This is a genomic window from Streptomyces sp. NPDC002817, assembly GCF_053592055.1.
Map to the genome: position 1 here is coordinate 99,106 of NZ_JBSFUY010000003.1, position 16,164 is coordinate 115,269.

16 protein-coding genes and 1 tRNA gene are annotated in these 16,164 nt (G+C 69.8%); 12 read left to right on the forward strand and 5 right to left on the reverse strand.

The window, feature by feature from the left end; translation table 11 throughout:
* Positions 1 to 163: 163 nt before the first annotated feature.
* From ACWD3I_RS06420 to ACWD3I_RS06455, 8 genes are all read left to right on the forward strand, one after another.
* Positions 164 to 700 carry a tRNA adenosine deaminase-associated protein gene (locus tag ACWD3I_RS06420; RefSeq protein WP_046260678.1) on the forward strand — a complete coding sequence of 179 codons (537 nt, stop codon included), beginning with the start codon at positions 164 to 166 and terminating at the stop codon, positions 698 to 700.
* Positions 701 to 756: 56 nt separating this feature from the next.
* Positions 757 to 1,182 (forward strand): tRNA adenosine(34) deaminase TadA, encoded by a 426-nt coding sequence (tadA, locus tag ACWD3I_RS06425; protein ID WP_365394817.1) that lies wholly within the window; start codon positions 757 to 759, stop codon positions 1,180 to 1,182.
* 44 nt (positions 1,183 to 1,226) lie between these two features.
* Positions 1,227 to 1,311 (forward strand) — tRNA-Ser (locus ACWD3I_RS06430).
* 192 nt (positions 1,312 to 1,503) lie between these two features.
* Positions 1,504 to 1,680 (forward strand): hypothetical protein, encoded by a 177-nt coding sequence (locus tag ACWD3I_RS06435; RefSeq protein WP_307028713.1) that lies wholly within the window; start codon positions 1,504 to 1,506, stop codon positions 1,678 to 1,680.
* Positions 1,681 to 1,706: 26 nt separating this feature from the next.
* Positions 1,707 to 2,000 carry a Dabb family protein gene (locus tag ACWD3I_RS06440; RefSeq protein ID WP_365394815.1) on the forward strand — a complete coding sequence of 98 codons (294 nt, stop codon included), beginning with the start codon at positions 1,707 to 1,709 and terminating at the stop codon, positions 1,998 to 2,000.
* 174 nt (positions 2,001 to 2,174) lie between these two features.
* Positions 2,175 to 3,023: an RNA polymerase sigma factor SigF gene (locus tag ACWD3I_RS06445; protein WP_267015472.1), complete on the forward strand. Its 849-nt coding sequence runs from the start codon at positions 2,175 to 2,177 to the stop codon at positions 3,021 to 3,023.
* A gap of 302 nt (positions 3,024 to 3,325) precedes the next feature.
* Complete coding sequence (locus ACWD3I_RS06450) at positions 3,326 to 4,213, forward strand: RNA polymerase sigma factor SigF (protein WP_046260673.1); 888 nt, start codon at positions 3,326 to 3,328, stop codon at positions 4,211 to 4,213.
* A gap of 68 nt (positions 4,214 to 4,281) precedes the next feature.
* On the forward strand, positions 4,282 to 5,001 hold the full coding sequence (locus tag ACWD3I_RS06455) for a hypothetical protein (RefSeq protein ID WP_365394812.1): 720 nt from the start codon (positions 4,282 to 4,284) through the stop codon (positions 4,999 to 5,001).
* A 9-nt stretch (positions 5,002 to 5,010) separates the two neighbouring features.
* Here ACWD3I_RS06455 and ACWD3I_RS06460 read toward each other — a convergent pair whose 3' ends face one another.
* Positions 5,011 to 5,205, reverse strand: a complete 195-nt coding sequence (locus ACWD3I_RS06460) for a hypothetical protein (RefSeq protein ID WP_365394811.1) — start codon at positions 5,203 to 5,205, stop codon at positions 5,011 to 5,013.
* Between the two features lie 274 nt (positions 5,206 to 5,479).
* On the opposite strand from ACWD3I_RS06460, the gene ACWD3I_RS06465 reads away from it, so the two are divergent.
* The 4 genes from ACWD3I_RS06465 to ACWD3I_RS06480 all read left to right on the forward strand — a co-directional run bounded on the left by ACWD3I_RS06465 (position 5,480) and on the right by ACWD3I_RS06480 (position 9,953).
* A complete protein-coding gene (locus tag ACWD3I_RS06465) occupies positions 5,480 to 5,962 on the forward strand; it encodes a MarR family winged helix-turn-helix transcriptional regulator (RefSeq protein ID WP_365394809.1) in 483 nt (160 codons plus the stop codon).
* 13 nt (positions 5,963 to 5,975) lie between these two features.
* On the forward strand, positions 5,976 to 8,477 hold the full coding sequence (locus ACWD3I_RS06470; protein WP_365394807.1) for an MFS transporter: 2,502 nt from the start codon (positions 5,976 to 5,978) through the stop codon (positions 8,475 to 8,477).
* Between the two features lie 171 nt (positions 8,478 to 8,648).
* Positions 8,649 to 9,470, forward strand: a complete 822-nt coding sequence (locus tag ACWD3I_RS06475; RefSeq protein ID WP_365394805.1) for a YceI family protein — start codon at positions 8,649 to 8,651, stop codon at positions 9,468 to 9,470.
* A gap of 9 nt (positions 9,471 to 9,479) precedes the next feature.
* Entirely contained in the window at positions 9,480 to 9,953 is a 474-nt protein-coding gene (locus ACWD3I_RS06480; RefSeq protein ID WP_365394803.1) for a PPOX class F420-dependent oxidoreductase, read from the forward strand.
* 80 nt (positions 9,954 to 10,033) lie between these two features.
* On the opposite strand, the gene ACWD3I_RS06485 is transcribed toward ACWD3I_RS06480, so the two are convergent.
* The 4 genes from ACWD3I_RS06485 to ACWD3I_RS06500 form a co-directional block, all read right to left on the reverse strand.
* The gene (locus ACWD3I_RS06485; protein ID WP_365394801.1) at positions 10,034 to 10,798 is read right to left on the reverse strand and encodes a TetR/AcrR family transcriptional regulator; all 765 of its coding nucleotides are present in this window, start codon (positions 10,796 to 10,798) and stop codon (positions 10,034 to 10,036) included.
* Positions 10,799 to 10,828: 30 nt separating this feature from the next.
* A complete protein-coding gene (locus tag ACWD3I_RS06490) occupies positions 10,829 to 12,337 on the reverse strand; it encodes an MFS transporter (RefSeq protein WP_365394799.1) in 1,509 nt (502 codons plus the stop codon).
* Positions 12,338 to 12,479: 142 nt separating this feature from the next.
* Complete coding sequence (locus tag ACWD3I_RS06495; protein ID WP_365394798.1) at positions 12,480 to 14,675, reverse strand: ArnT family glycosyltransferase; 2,196 nt, start codon at positions 14,673 to 14,675, stop codon at positions 12,480 to 12,482.
* Positions 14,672 to 16,150, reverse strand: a complete 1,479-nt coding sequence (locus ACWD3I_RS06500) for a bifunctional glycosyltransferase family 2/GtrA family protein (protein WP_365394797.1) — start codon at positions 16,148 to 16,150, stop codon at positions 14,672 to 14,674. The genes ACWD3I_RS06495 and ACWD3I_RS06500 overlap by 4 nt, the downstream gene beginning before the upstream one ends.
* Positions 16,151 to 16,164 lie beyond the last annotated feature (14 nt).

The window sequence follows — 16,164 nt, forward strand, 5'->3', positions numbered from 1 at the left end:
GACGATCAAAACGGGCGGACACAGGGTGCCGAAGACGTCCCCTGAACGCTCCGTTTCTGCCACGATTCCGAGTGGGTGGGGCTCGGAGCCAATACCTCCCCGCCCATAGCCTCCGCCGGGGGGACCCCCAACCGGCACGCCTATGACCAGTGGGAGAGTCACGGTGTACTTCGCCGCACTGCTCGCGCGCACCGAAGACGGGTGGGAAGCGAGCGACAAAGAGCTCGACGATGTGGAGACCTTGTCGGATCTGGCCGACCTGGCCCGTGAAGCCTCACCCGAGGACGACACGGTGCTGGTGCTCATCGAGCAGGAGGACGCCTGGTTCGGCGTCGTCCGGATCGACGGCGAGGACGACCCTCGTATCTACGTCTCGGACGCCGCCGCCGCTGCCCGCAGCAGTTACGGCGAGATCCTTCTCACCGACGAACTGCTCGGAAGGGAGCCCGGGGACGACGACCCCGACCTGGACGCCCTCGATCTCGACGGCACCGAGGACGGTGAGGACGGGGACGAGGACGGGGACGACGCCGAGAGCGGCGGCTCCGCCGAGGCCGTGCCGCACGGTCCGGTCGGTGACCCCGGCGTCCTCGACGACCTGGGTGTCAGCGAGAAGGAGCTGAAGTCCCTGTCGACGGACGCGCTCACCGAGATCGCCGAGTCCCTGGGCGCCTCGGAGGTCCTGGAGACCGTCCGCTGACCGGGGAGACCACCGAGGGCCCCCCTGACCCGGTACGCGACCGCTGGCGAGCCGCGATGCGGCTCGCCCTGGACGAGGCCGGGCGGGCGGGCCCGGACGTGCCGGTGGGGGCCGTCGTACTGGCCCCGGACGGCACGACCGTGCTCGGGACCGGGCACAACGAACGCGAGGCGGTCGGCGACCCGACCGCCCACGCGGAGGTCCTGGCGATCCGCCGGGCGGCCGCGGAACTCGGGGAGTGGCGGCTGGCCGGCTGCACGCTGGTCGTCACCCTGGAACCCTGCACGATGTGCGCGGGCGCGCTGGTGCAGTCCCGCGTGGACCGCGTCGTCTACGGCGCCCGAGACGACAAGGCCGGCGCGGTCGGCTCGCTCTGGGACGTCGTCCGGGACCGGCGGCTCAACCACCGTCCCGAGGTGATCGAGGGGGTGCTCGCCGAGGAGTGCGCGCGGCTCCTCACGGACTTCTTCCGGACCCGGTAATACCGATTTCAGAGCAGGCCCCACAGTGTTGTAAGGTCTCTCTCGGTAGCGTGTCCGAGCGGCCGAAGGAGCTCGCCTCGAAAGCGAGTGTGGCGCAAGTCACCGAGGGTTCAAATCCCTCCGCTACCGCTTCTGAAGGGCCCCGTCGAAAGACGGGGCCCTTCGTGCGTCACCATCGGTCCTGCGCCCCGCCAGGGCTCCACGGGCTCGACAAAGCACCCGGAACCGCAGGTCGTTGGTCCTTAAATGTGATGTAGGGAAGTTACACTCGCCGCCGGCACAGGAGTCCCAACAGGCACGACAGTCACGGGGGAGGCCGCGGTGGCGGTGAATTCGAAGAGGGCCGCTGTCTACATACTCGTGGTCTTCATTCTGTACGTGATCATCACGGACCCGGCCAAGGCGGCGGACTACGTCCAGATAGGGTTCGAGGGCATATCGGACGCCGCCAAGGCCATCGGTGACTTCTTCACCTGGCTCGCCGACGGGGCGCAGTAGCGGCTGATCGGAAGCTGGGAGCGCACATGATCCGCCACCTTGTCCTCTTCAAGCTCAACGAGGGCGTCGTGCGTGACGACCCGCGGGTCGTGAAGGGCGTCGAGGCTTTCCGCGCCCTCGACGGCAAGATCGAGGACATCCGCTTCTGGGAGCTGGGCTGGAACCTCAGCGACCGGCCCATCGCCTACGACTTCGCCATCAACTCGGGGTTCGAGGACGCGGACGCGCTGCGCCGGTACGTGGAGCACCCGGAGCACCAGGCGGGAGTGGCGCTCTGGAAGGAGTTCGCCACCTGGGTGATCGCGGACTACGCGTACTGAGCTCACCCTCACCTCGTATGGCCCCTCGCCGGAACGGCGGGGGGCTTTCGCGCGTCTTGTGCCCCAACTCTTCCCTCAACACGGTGTTATGCGGTGCTTGCACACAGTGCACATGTCTTGTGATGCTATGACCGCTTTTGACGGATGAGTTGACCGCTGTAGACCGATGAAGAGGTGGCGTTGACCGTGTCGGCCAGTACTGCGCCGCCCCAGGAAGAGGCGCCCGCCCAGACCCCGGCGCCCGCCGCCCCCCAGCGCAGCCGCGGCGCCGACACCCGGGCGCTCACCCAGGTGCTCTTCGCCCAGCTCAAGGAGGTCCAGCCGGGTACGCCGGAGCACAACCGGGTACGCGGGGCGCTCATCGAGGCCAACCTCCCGCTCGTGCGCTACGCGGCCGCCCGCTTCCGCTCCCGCAACGAGCCGATGGAGGACGTGATCCAGGTCGGCACGATCGGGCTCATCAACGCGATCGACCGCTTCGACCCGGACCGGGGCGTGCAGTTCCCGACGTTCGCGATGCCGACCGTCATCGGCGAGATCAAGCGGTACTTCCGCGACAACGTGCGGACCGTCCACGTGCCCCGTCGGCTCCACGAGCTGTGGGTGCAGGTCAACGGCGCCACCGAGGACCTGACGACCGCCTTCGGGCGCACCCCGACCACCGCCGAGATCGCCGAGCGGCTGCGCATCGGCGAGGACGAGGTGCTGTCCTGCATCGAGGCCGGGCGCTCGTACCACGCCACCTCGCTGGAGGCCGCGCAGGAGGGCGACGGACTGCCCGGACTGCTGGACCGCCTCGGCTACGAGGACCCGGCGCTGGACGGCGTGGAGCACCGCGACCTCGTACGGCATCTGCTGGTCCAACTGCCGGAACGCGAACAGCGAATCCTTCTGCTGCGCTACTACAGCAATCTCACCCAGTCGCAAATCAGCGCGGAACTCGGTGTCTCGCAGATGCATGTCTCGCGGCTACTCGCGCGTAGCTTCCAGCGGCTGCGATCCGCCAATCGGATCGATGCATAAGAGGCGCACGGGGGCGCGTTCCGGAACACCCCAGTTCGCAAGCAGGATCGAGGCGTAACCGGCACGAGCGAATCGCTCACCAGGCCCGTTCCCGACACTTCTGCGCCGAAAAACCGTCAGACCCCCTTTATCCAGGGCGGATTCACGTCTCACGTGTCGACATGTCACTACAGCGTGTTGCCGACATGTGACATTCTTCCGGCAGAGCGTTTGCCGGGGCTTCGGCTCCGGTATTCAGGTGAAGGCTGACGTTCCTCGATGGAGCGTTCGCCGCGACCGTCCCGCGACCCAAAGGGGGTGGCATGTCCGCAGACCAGGGCAGCTCGAAGGTGCTCACGCTCATCAAGAGCGAGGCTGCGCCCGCGCTCGACGACAACCCGGCTGTCGAGGCCGCCGTAGAGGCTCCGGCCCTGCCGGTGACCTCGGGTGCCCTCGACACCCGCACCCTGTCCCGCTCCCTCTTCCTGCGGCTCGCCGCCCTCGACGAGAACAGCCCCGAGCGTGTGTACGTCCGGGACACCCTCATCGAGCTCAACCTCCCACTGGTGCGCTACGCGGCGGCCCGCTTCCGCTCGCGCAACGAGCCGATGGAGGACATCGTCCAGGTCGGCACCATCGGCCTGATCAAGGCGATCGACCGCTTCGACTGCGAACGCGGCGTGGAGTTCCCGACGTTCGCGATGCCGACGGTCGTGGGCGAGATCAAACGGTTCTTCCGGGACACGTCCTGGTCGGTGCGCGTCCCGCGCCGGCTGCAGGAGCTGCGCCTGGCCCTCACCAAGGCCAGCGACGAGCTCTCGCAGAAGCTGGACCGCTCCCCGACCGTCGCCGAACTCGCCGTGGTGCTGGGCGTGTCGGAGGAGGACGTCGTCGACGGCCTCGCGGTCGGCAACGCGTACACCGCCTCCTCGCTGGACTCCCCGGCCCCGGAGGACGACGGCGGCGAGGGCTCCCTGGCCGACCGGCTCGGCTACGAGGACACGGCCCTCGAAGGCGTCGAGTACCGCGAGTCCCTCAAGCCCCTGCTCGCCAAACTGCCGCCCCGCGAGCGCCAGATCATCATGCTGCGCTTCTTCGCCAACATGACCCAGTCACAGATCGGCGAGGAGGTCGGCATCTCCCAGATGCACGTCTCCCGGCTGCTGACGCGGACGCTGGCGCAGCTGCGCGAGGGCCTGATCTCGGACTGACGGTCCAGGACCGGTGGAAGTTCCGCAGGGGACTTCCTTACTGACGGAGTGTCAGCCACACTGGCGCGATGCTTCGGGCGACGACATGGACACATGGCCGTCGGGGCGCCGTGATCGGCGCGTCGGCGGCCGTCGCCTGTCTGGGCGCGGTCCTGGCCGGCTGCGGGAGCGGCGGCGGTGACGGGTACGTCGCGGTCGGGGCGGCGGGCGGTACGAAGCCCATGGTGGCCGCCGAACCGACGGGCGGTGTGCGGGTCGTGCCGTTGGACGGGTCCGACTCACCGGAGACGGAGGGGAGTTCGGAGACGGGCGCTCCGGGCCGGTCCTCGGTATCGCGGACACCGGGAAGTCCGGAGGCTGAGGGCGTCCCGGGAACTTCGGCCGCTCCGAGCAGTCCCGCCTCCTCGGCCGGGGGCGCCAAGCCCGGTCGTACGCCTACGAGTTCACCGGCCGACCCGAGCCCCACGGCATCGGCGGCCGCCCCCGCCGCCCTGACCGTGAGCGATCCGGCGCGGGAGGCCACCGATCAGCGCTGGTGCGAGAAGGTGACCCTGGTCCTCCGCAACTCCGGCGGCAGCGCGGTGCGTTCGGGCACCGTGACCTTCGGGACGCACATCATCGGCGCGCTCGGGATCGACTGGGGGACCGTCGAGTCGGCCGTGGCGCTTCCGGCGCCGATCGGGGCCGGGGCGCGCAAGGAGAAGACCTGGACGGTGTGCGTCGACGCGTGGCGGGTGCCGCTCGGGATGCACATCGAGACGCGGGACGTGTCCGTCCAGTGGAAGTAGCCCCGCCGGTCAGCTGAGCGCCAGCCAGGCCACCGCCGCGACGATCGCCACGGCCACGACCACGCCGATGATCAGACCGAGGCGGGGGCCGGAGGCGGCGGCCGCCTGCTGCGTGCCCTGCGGGGCCTCGTCGACGAAGGCGCGGAACATCTGGGTGTTGCCGGCGGGGTCGTGGTTGCCCTGAGGGTTCTGGGTGTTAGCCATGCACCGAGACACTAGCGAATCCGCGGGGGCTGCCCAAGCGCGGGGATCGCCGTAGGGGTGCGGGAGGGTTGCCGAGTGACGGTTGTCCGTGGCTGGTCGCGCAGTTCCCCGCGCCCCTGGTGGGTTCAGGCAGCCTCCCTTCACCGCCACCTGCCGATTTACTTTCGCGATACTTGCCTTTGCCAAGTTTTTATGCCGAACCCACGTCGTTTTATTTGCCTGTAGCAACCAACGGCTCTTATGGTTGCCCCAAGCAACGAATACGGGAGGTGTGATGGCCGGGCAGGCGCAGTACGAGGAGCTGATGCGTCAGTTCAGTGCCTTCGGAGCCGTGAAGCGGGAGATGGGGCGGATCCTGCCGTCCGACTGTCCCGCCGGTTCCGCCGCCGTGCTGACGCTGCTCGCCCGTCACGGGGACATGCGCATGAGCAGGCTCTCGGAGCTGCTCGCCGTGGACATGTCGGTGACCAGCCGGCATGCGGCGCATCTCGCCGAGCGGGGCTGGATCGACCGGTCCCCCGACCCGGCGGACAAGCGCTCCCGCATCCTGCACCTCACCCCCGCGGGTCTGGCCCAGCTCGAAAGGCTGTCGAGGCGGACCTGCGAGCTGCTCGCCGAGCGGCTCGGCGACTGGAGCGACGAAGAGGTGGCCCAGCTGACCGGCCTCATGGCCCGGCTCAGGGCCAGCTTCGACGACTGCCGTGCCGCCGCCCCTCGCGTAGGCGAAGAGATCACCCGTACACCCGCAAACACATAAGCAAAGGAAGCCCATGGCAACGACCACACCAGCCGGTGTGCGGGCTCACGCCAAGCACGGGGGAGGCGCGGAGCACGCCCCCATGACCCACCGGCAGATCATGGAGGCCCTCTCCGGGCTGCTGCTCGGGATGTTCGTGGCGATCCTGTCGTCCACGATCGTCTCGAACGCCCTCCCGGAGATCATCGGTGACCTCGGCGGCGGCCAGTCCGCCTACACCTGGGTCGTCACCGCCGCCCTGCTGTCCATGACCGCGGCCACACCCCTGTGGGGCAAGCTGTCGGACCTCTACAGCAAGAAGGCGCTCGTCCAGATAGCGCTCGTCATCTACGTGCTGGGATCGGCGGCCGCGGGTCTGTCCCAGAACGCCGGCACGCTGATCGCCTTCCGTGTCGTCCAGGGCATCGGCGTCGGCGGCCTGTCCGCCCTCGCGCAGATCGTGATGGCCGCGATGATCTCCCCGCGTGAGCGCGGGCGTTACTCCGGCTACCTGGGCGCGACCTTCGCCGTCGCCACCGTCGGCGGTCCGCTGCTCGGCGGTGTCATCACCGACACCTCGTGGCTCGGCTGGCGCTGGTGCTTCTACGTCGGTGTGCCGTTCGCGGTCATCGCGCTGATCGTGCTCCAGAAGACCCTGCACCTGCCCGTCGTGAAGCGGGACGTGAAGGTCGACTGGTCCGGCGCGTTCTTCATCTCGGCGGCCGTCTCGCTGCTGCTGGTCTGGGTCACCTTCGCCGGTGACAAGTACGACTGGATCTCCTGGCAGACGTACGCGATGGTCGGCGGCTCGATCGCGCTCGGTCTGATCTTCGTGCTCGTCGAGTCGAGGGCGAGCGAGCCGATCATCCCGCTGCGGCTGTTCCGCAACCGCACCATCACCCTGTCGTCGATCGCCTCGATGTTCGTGGGCGTCGCGATGTTCTCCGGCACGGTCTTCTTCAGCCAGTACTTCCAGCTGGCCCGCGACAAGTCCCCCACGATGTCGGGCGTCATGACGATCCCGATGATCGCCGGTCTGTTCGTCTCCTCGACCGTCTCCGGGCAGCTCATCACCCGCACCGGCAAGTGGAAGGCCTGGCTGGTCAGCGGCGGCGTGCTCGTCACGGCCGGGCTCGGTCTGCTGGGCACCATCCGGTACGACACGGAGTACTGGAAGACCGCGGTCTTCATGGCCCTGCTGGGTCTCGGCATCGGCATGATGATGCAGAACCTGGTCCTGTGCACCCAGAACCAGGTCGAGCCCTCCGACCTCGGCGCCGCCAGCTCCACGGTCACCTTCTTCCGGTCCCTCGGTGGTGCGATGGGCGTCTCGGCGCTCGGTGCCGTCATGGCCCACCGGATCACCGACTACGCCCAGGACGGCATCGCCGACCTCGGCCCCAAGTACGCCTCCCTCGCCTCCGGTTCGAGCTCCACCGGCGAGATCCCGGACATGGACAAGCTGCCCGCGCCGCTGCGCACGGTCATGGAGAGCGCGTACGGCCACGGCATCGCGGACGTGTTCATGATCGCGGCGGCCCTGGCGGCGGTCGCCTTCCTGATCACGCTGTTCATCAAGGAGGTTCCGTTGCGGACGAAGGGTGCGCTGGCGCAGGAGGCCGCTCCTTCCGAGGAGACGGTGGCCGAGGCTCCGGCGGCCGCCGAGGAGCGCGTCCCGAGCTGGGCCGTCACCTCCGAGACGCAGCCCGCCGCCGACGGCACGCAGAAGCTCGCCGCGGTCGCCACCCTCGAAGCTCCCCCGGCCACCTCCGGCGGCGGCATCCCGGTCCGCGGCTACGTCCGCGGCGCCGAGAGCGCACCCGTCCCGCAGGCCGCGGTCACGCTGATCTCCCTCGCGGGACGGCAGCTGGGCCGGTCGGTGACGCAGGCGGACGGTTCGTACGGCGTGGACGCGCCGAGCGTGGGGTCGTACGTCCTGATCGCCTCCGCCGACGGGTTCCAGCCGCAGGCGTCCACGGTCGTCGTCAACGGTGAGCCGGTGGCGTACGACATCCTGCTCAGCGGCACGAGCGGGCTGAGCGGTGTGGTGCGGGCCTCGGACAGCGCGCTGCCCGTCAAGGACGCCATGGTCATCGTGACCGACGTCCGCGGTGATCTGCTGGCCACCGGGACCACCGGTGAGCAGGGCGAGTTCGGCTTCGCCGAGCTGGTGCCGGGTGCGGTGACCGTCGCGGTGAACGCCGCCGGGTACCGGCCGCGCGCGCTGCCCGTCGAGGTCGGCGGCACGGGCGTCACCCGGATCGAGGTCGAGCTGGAGTCCGGAGCCCAGCTCCAGGGCGTCGTACGGGCTCCGCACGGACCGCTGGCCGACGCGCGGGTCACGCTCGTCGACGCGGCCGGCAATGTCGTGGGGACCGCGACGACCGGGTCGGACGGGGCGTACGCCTTCACCGACCTGGACGGCGGCGACTACACGGTCATCGCCACGGGCTACCCGCCGGTGGCGACGGCCCTCACGGTGGGCGGTCGCGGAACCGACGGCCATGACATCGAACTCGCCCACCCCGGCGAGTAGGGCCCAGGTGAGCGGGGTCCGGTACGCGGTGACCACGCGGCCGGGCCCCGCGCCCCCAAGGCCGGGGCGACCCGGCATCGAAAACCCCGGCCCGTGGCGGGTGGGCGCGCGCTCCGAGCGGAGGTGCGTGCCCCGCCGCGGGCCGGTCGCATTCTCGAAGGAGTACGTGAGATGGGACTGACCGCGAGGATCCGTACGCGGGACGGATGGGCCGTGTCGCACGCGGTCGTCACGCTGACCGACATGACCGGCGCGCAGGTGCTGCGTGTCGAGGCCGACATCGAGGGCGCGGTACGGGATGTCAACCCGCTGCCGCCCGGGGCGTACACCGTCATCGTCACCGCCGTCGGATACGCGCCCGCCGCCGCCAGTGCGATCGTCACCGCGAGCGGTCGCGCCGAGGTCGGCACGGTGACGCTGGCGCGGCAGGGCGGGACCGAGCTGCCGCCGCCGGGGCCGTGGACCGTGGACCCGGCGCACTCCACGGTGGGCGCGGTGGCCCAGCATCTGGGGATCTCCAGCGTGCACGGGCGGTTCACCGAGTTCGCCGCGTCGATCGAGGTCGCACCGGACGACGTCACCAAGTCCCGGGTGGAGGCGGTGATCCGGGCCGGCTCCATCGACACGGGGAACGCGATGCGGGACGGGCATCTGAAGTCGGCGGACTTCCTGGACGTCGAACGGTTTCCCGAGATCACGTACCGGTCTTCGGGGCTTTCCGTGGCGGGGTCGGACCGCTGGACGGTGCACGGTGAGCTGTCGCTGCACGGGGTCGTACGGCCCGTCGACCTCGACCTCGCGTATCTGGGGACGGGTGCCGATCCGTGGGGCGGGACTCGGGCGGCCTTCCGGGCCACGGCTCAGCTGCGGCGCGAGGACTTCGCCATGAACTACAACCAGGTGGTGCAGGCCGGGATCACGGCGATCGGTACGACGCTGAAAGTGGAGTTGGATGTTCAGGCGGTACAGGGGGATTCACTGCCGCAGGCCTAGGCTGGCGCCATGGCACCGAACATCGCGACGAACACCACCGTCTCTCTTGATGACCTGCTGGACTTCGTACGGCCCCGGCACCGGGCCCTTCTGCTGACCCGCCGGGCCGATGGGAGCCCGCAGGCGTCACCGCTGACCTGCGGGGTCGACGACTCGGGGCGGATCGTGATGTCCACCTATCCCGAGCGGGCCAAGACGCGGAACGCCAAGCGGGACGAGCGGGTCAGTGTCGTCGTGCTGAGCGACGACTGGAACGGGCCGTGGGTGCAGGTCGATGGCCTCGCGGAGGTCATCGACTCGCCCGAGTCCGTCGAGCCGCTCGTGGAGTACTTCCGGAACATCTCGGGCGAGCACCCGGACTGGGACGAGTACCGGGAGGCGATGGTGAAGCAGGGGAAGTCGATCATTCGGGTCACGCCGGTGACGTGGGGGCCGGTTGCCACCGGCGGGTTTCCGGCGCGGTTGGCTTCGCCGGGCGCGTGAGAGCTCGGGGGGTTCGGTCTCGTCGCGGGTGCGGATCCGTTGTGGCTGGTCGCGCAGTTCCCCGCGCCCCTTGGGTGGGTTCAGTCACCCGCCCTTTTCACCATCGCCTCGATTCCCGCGACCAAGAGGTCCAGGGCGAAGTCGAAGTCCCGTTCCCACATTTCCTCGACCGTGTCGCCGCCTCGGGCCGCCATGATGTCCTCGGACTGCTTGACGACCTCGGCGGCCACCGGGGCCTGGGTCACTGTGCTCATGGCGTGCCGGAAGTACTCGTCCGGGGTCATGCCGACGTCGGTGGAGCGGGCGATGAAGTGGCCCTCGATCGTGCCGAAGCCGTACACGAACTGGAAGACCGCGGAGATGGCGGCGGCCAGGCCGTGGGCGGGCAGGCCGGTGCGGCGGATGACGTGCTGGATGACCCGGGCGAACTCCAGGTAGTGGGGGCCGATGTTGAGGAAGGTCCCGCTCAGCGGGGAGACCCAGGGGTGGCCGACCAGGAGGGCGCGGTAGCCGCGGGCCAGCGTGCGCAGTTGGTCGCGCCAGTCCTCGTCGGCCTCCAGGTCGGGCAGGGTCAGTTCGCCGCAGACCGCGTCGAGGGCGAGTTCGAGGAGGTCGTCCTTGGTGTCGACGTACCAATAGACGGACATCGCGGTGACGTTGAGCTCGCTCGCAAGCCGCCGCATGGAGAACTTGGCCAGTCCCTCGGCGTCCAGGAGCCGGACGGTGACCGTGGTGATGCGCTCACGGTCGAGCCCGGAGGGGTGCCCACCACCACGGGTGCCACGCCGAGCCTTGTCCTCCAGCCACACGCTGGTCCGCTCCGCACGATGGCCTGCCTTCACCATGGCGCACCTTCCTGGTCTTGCAATTGTGGATCAGCTTAGGCGCCCCGCCCCCGAGCTCTTAGGGACCTCTTCCCGCTCAGCCCGCCGCAGCAACGCCCCCGCGACCAACCCACCCAACAGCACAGCCACCGCTCCCACCAACAAACTGGTCTCCAGCCCCGAGGAGTAGGCGTCCGTGATACGCGCCTTCTCGGCATCCGACCCCGCCGCCGCCAACGCCGCCGGCAGAGAACTCGCCGCCACCGGAATCAGCGCCGCGAACCGGGAGCTCAGCACCGCGCCCAGCACCGCCACCCCCAGCCCCTGTCCGAACTCCGCCACCGTCCCGTTGATCCCCGCCCCGATACCCGCCTTCTCCGGCGGAATGGAGCTCATGATCGCGTGCGCCATCGCCGGATTGGCGACCGCGGCGCCCGCACCGATCAGCAGCAGTCCCAGCAGCGTTCCGGTGTAACCACCGGAGGCAACCGTCGCGATGGACACCAGGCCGCCCGACATCAGCACCATGCCCAGCCCGATCGCGGCCGGATTCCCCAGCCTGGTCGCCCACTTGGCGGCCACCCCGGAGAAGTTGAGGGCCACGATGGTGAGGGCGAGCGGGGCCGTGCGCAGACCGGCCTCCAAGGGGCCGTAGCCGAGGACGAACTGCATGTGCTGGGTGAGCAGGAAGAGCGAGCCGCCCATGCCGAAGGTGATCAGCACCGCGCCCGCGATGGCGCCGGTGAAGCGGCGGTTCCGGAAGAAGTGCAGGTCGAGCATGGGGTACTCGATGCGGCTCTCCCAGTACGCGAACCCGGCGAGCACCACGACCGCTACCGCCGCCGACGTCAGCACCCGGCCGGACGTCCAGCCGTGTTCGGGGCCGGAGATGATCGCGAACACCAGGGAGGCCATGCCGATGGTCGACAGGAGGGCGCCGAGGAGGTCGGGGCGGTCGCCGCGCGGGTTCTTGGACTCGGGGACCAGGGTGATGGCGGCCACGAGACCGACCGCCGCGACCGGGAGGTTGATCAGGAAGATCGCGCCCCACCAGAAGTGGTCCAGCATGAAGCCGCCGAGCAGCGGGCCGCAGGCGAAACCGAGCGCGTTGACCGCCGCCCAGATGCCGATCGCCTTGGCGTGCTCCTCGGGCGCGAAGATCTGCATCACCACCGCGAGGGTCGTGGTCAGCAGCAGCGCGCCGCCGACGCCCATCCCGGCCCGCGCGGCGATCAACTGGCCCGTGCTGTCGGCCAGTCCGGCCGTCAGCGAACCGGCGCCGAACAGGGTCAGGCCCGCGATCAGCATCTTCTTGCGGCCGTAGCGGTCGGCGGCGCTGCCCGCGGTGAGCAGGAGGCCGGACTGCACCAGGGAGTACGCGTTGATCATCCACTGGATGTCCGAGGTGGCCGCGCCCAGTTCCTCGGTGAGGGAGGGGATCGCGACGTTCAGGACCGTGTTGTCGAGGACGACGGTGAGCTGGGCGAGACAGATGACGCCGAGGATGAGCCAGCGCTGGGGGTGGCCCTGGGAGACGGTGACGGGTGCGGGAGCGGACATGTTGTACACCGTAGAACGGTTCCTATACGGCGTACAACGCGATTTCTCGCCGCACGGTCGCCGCACGGTTGCCACACAGTCGCCGTACGGCAAGGAGGGCGGTGACCGTGGATGGTCACCGCCCTCTTGTCTCAACCGAGCGTCAGCTGTCGCTGCTGCTCGCCTTCTGCGTCAGGTCGTAGAAGGTGGACGAACCCACTGTCACCTTCTTGAAGTTGGCCTCGACCCAGCTCGTGATCTGCGAGGACGTGCCGCTGCTGCTGCCGCCCATGCCACCGCCGGAGCCGCTGGAGATGAAGTAGTGGACCTTGCCGTCCGCCACGTACTCCTTGAACTGCGCCAGCGTCGGGGACGGGTCGGTGCCGTTGAAGCCGCCGATCGCCATGACCGGGTCGCCGGTGGAGAGCTGGTAGCTCGCCGCGTTCTGGGCGCCGATGGCCGCCGCGACCCAGGTGTACTTGTCGGCGTCGGCGTCCAGCAGCTTCTTGGCCTCGTCAGTGACGGTCGCGCCGTTGAGGAGGCCGCCGACACCGCCGCCGCCACCCATGCCGCCGCCTTCGCCGGTGGTGCCGCCGGGCGTGCCGCCGTTCTGCCGGCCCTGGCCCTGCTGCTGGCTCTGGCCGCCCTGGGAGTTGCCGTTGCTGTTGCCGTTCTGGCCGGGCATGCCGCCACCGGGGAAGCCGTTGCCGTTGCCGCCCTGCTGGCCCTGCGTGTTGCCGTTGCCGTTCTGCTGGTTCTGGCCCGGCATGCCGCCGCCCGTACCGCCACCGGGACCGCCGCCCCGGCCGCCACCGCCGCCCATCATGCTGGCGCCGGCGGGACCGGCCGTCACGATGGAGCCGGTGTGGCCCTCCTGGAGCGTGCTGATGGTGTACGCCGTCGGACCGGCCAGCGAGGCCACCAGGCCCACCGACGCCGCCGCGAGGGCGAGCTGCCGGTTGATCCGGCCCGCGAAGACCAGGCCGAGCGCGGAGACCAGGCCGCCGATCAGGACCAGCCACTTCAGCCAGGGCAGGTAGTCCGAGGTGCGGTTGAGCAGGACGTAACCCCAGGCGGCACCGGCCACGACCGCGGCCGCGAGGGTGAGGGACGCCCAGATGTCCTTGCGCTTCTCCCACAGCAGGGTCGAGCCCATGCCGATCACGGCGGCCATGTAGGGCGCGAGGGCGACCGTGTAGTACTGGTGGAAGATGCCCGCCATGTAGCTGAAGACGACCATGGTGATGAGCAGCGAGCCGCCCCAGACGAGGAACGAACCGCGGGTGACGGACGTCCGCTTGAGCTTGCGCGTCGCCACCAGACCCGCGACCAGCAGGATCAGCGCGGCCGGGAGCAGCCAGGAGATCTGGCCGCCGATCTCGGAGTTGAACATCCGGTCCCAGCCGGTCTCGCCCCACTGGCCGGTGCCGGTGTTGCCGCCACCGCCGCCGACGCTGCCGGTCTCCTCGCCGTTGAGGCGGCCGAGGCCGTTGTAGCCGAAGGTCAGCTCGAGGAAGCTGTTGTTCTGGGAGCCGCCGATGTAGGGGCGGGAGGACGCGGGCCACAGTTCGACGATCGCGACCCACCAGCCGCCGGAGACGACGATCGCGGCCGTCGCCGCGGCCAGCTGACCGAAGCGCTTCTTCACCGGCACCGGCGCGCAGACCGCGTAGACGATCGCGAGCGGCGGGAGGATCAGGAAGGCCTGGAGCGTCTTGGCGAGGAACGCGAAGCCGATCGCGGCACCGGCCCACAGCAGCCACTTCGTACGGCCGTCCTCCAGGGCGCGGACCACGAAGTAGCAGGCCACGGCCATCAGCAGGGCCAGCATGGCGTCCGGGTTGTTGAACCGGAACATCAGCGCCGCGACGGGGGTGAGCGCGAGCACGGCGCCCGCGATCAGACCGGCCGCGGGGCTGAAGCGGCGGCGCACGGAGGCGTAGACGACGGCGACCGTGCCGATGCCCATGAGGACCTCGGGCATCAGGATCGCGAAGGAGCTGAGCCCGAAGACCCGCACCGACAGGGCCATCGGCCACAGCGAGGCCGGGGGCTTGTCGACGGTGATGGCGTTGCCCGCGTCCAGCGAGCCGAAGAAGAACGCCTTCCAGGACTGGCTGCCGGCCTGGACGGCCGCGGAGTAGAAGGAGTTGGCGTAGCCGGAGGAGCTCAGGTTGTAGAAGTAGAGCGCCGCGGTGACCAGCAGCAGGCCCCAGAACGCGGGGCGTGCCCAGCGGGGGTCCTCGGGGCGGCCGCGCCACAGTCTCCTGACGAAGGGCTGCTTGGGCTCGCCGGCCTCAGGGGCGGGCGGGGCCGCGGAAGCCGAGGGCTCCTGGACGGCCGTACTGGTGATGGTCATCGGGGGTCCCCCGGGGTGTTGTCGGAGGGGCGCACCGGCTGAAGCTGCATGGTGGCGTCCCGCCAGCTCTGGTCCGCGGCTTCACCGGCGCGGAACTGGGTGTCGTACGAGTACCGGGGCGCCGTCGGGCGCTGCGGGAGCGGCGCGTAGGGCAGCTGCCCGGTGGGGTACTGCGTGGAGTAGGTGGGCGAGGAGGGGGTGGGGGCCGGCTGGTGCGAGGCCACCACCATCGACTCACGACGCTCGGGGAAGACCCAGGCGCGGAAGAGCAGGAAGCGCAGCACGGTCGCCGCGAGGTTGGCGGCGATGAGGACCGCCAGCTCGGTGGAGTGCGCCGGGTCGCTGCTGGCCGCGTTGAGGGCGGCGAGGGACCCACTGGTCAGCGCGAGGCCGATGCCGAAGACGACCAGGCCCTGGGCCTGGTGCTTGACGGCGCCACCCCCGCCGCGCACCCCGAAGGTCAGCCGGCGGTTGGCCGCCGTATTGGCAACGGCCGAGACCAGCAGGGCGAGCGCGTTGGCGACCTGCGAGCCTCCGAACTGCCGGAAGACGCTGTAGAGCAGCAGATAGAAGAGGGTCGACAGCCCGCCGACCACACAGAACCCGACGAGCTGGCGGGCCAGCCCCTTCGGTACGTCCTGGATCTCGCGGTCACGCGGATCGTCGCCGAACGGCCGGGTGATCCGGTCCAGCGGCAGGGATCCGGTGGCCAGAGCCCTGCCCACGCGCCACACCCCCTTGAGGTCCTCGGTCGCCGTCTTCACGATGTGGACGGTGGAGTCCGGGTCGTCGACCCAGTCGACGGGCACTTCATGGATACGGAGCCCCGCGCGCTCGGCGATGACGAGCATCTCGGTGTCGAAGAACCAGCCGGTGTCCTCGACCATCGGCAGCAGCACCTGGGCGACATCACGCCGGATCGCCTTGAAGCCGCACTGCGCGTCCGAGAAACGGGCTTGCAGTGAGCCGCGCAGGATCAGGTTGTACGAACGGCTGATGAACTCCCGCTTGGGGCCGCGCACCACCCGGGAGGAGCGGGCGAGCCGGGATCCGATCGCCAGGTCGGAGTGGCCCGAGATCAGCGGGGCCACCAGCGGGAGAAGGGCGTTGAGGTCGGTGGACAGGTCCACGTCCATGTAGGCGAGGATCGGGGCGTCCGAGGCGGACCACACGGTGCGCAGGGCGCGACCGCGACCCTTCTGCTCCAGGCGGAAGTTGCTGACCTCGGCGATCTCCGCCTCCAGCCGTGACGCCACCTGTGGGGTGGTGTCCGTCGACGCGTTGTCCGCGATCGTGATGCGGAACGCGTACGGGAAGGTGCGCTTGAGATGCTCGTGCAGTCTCAGCACACACGGCTGGAGGTCCTTCTCCTCGTTGTAGACGGGGATCACTACGTCCAGGACAGGCGCACCGGCGTCTCCGGCCGGGAGGTGCTCCCGCGCCGGCAGGTTGCCGGGAGAAGAGTCGGTTCGCATGACAACGACTCTGG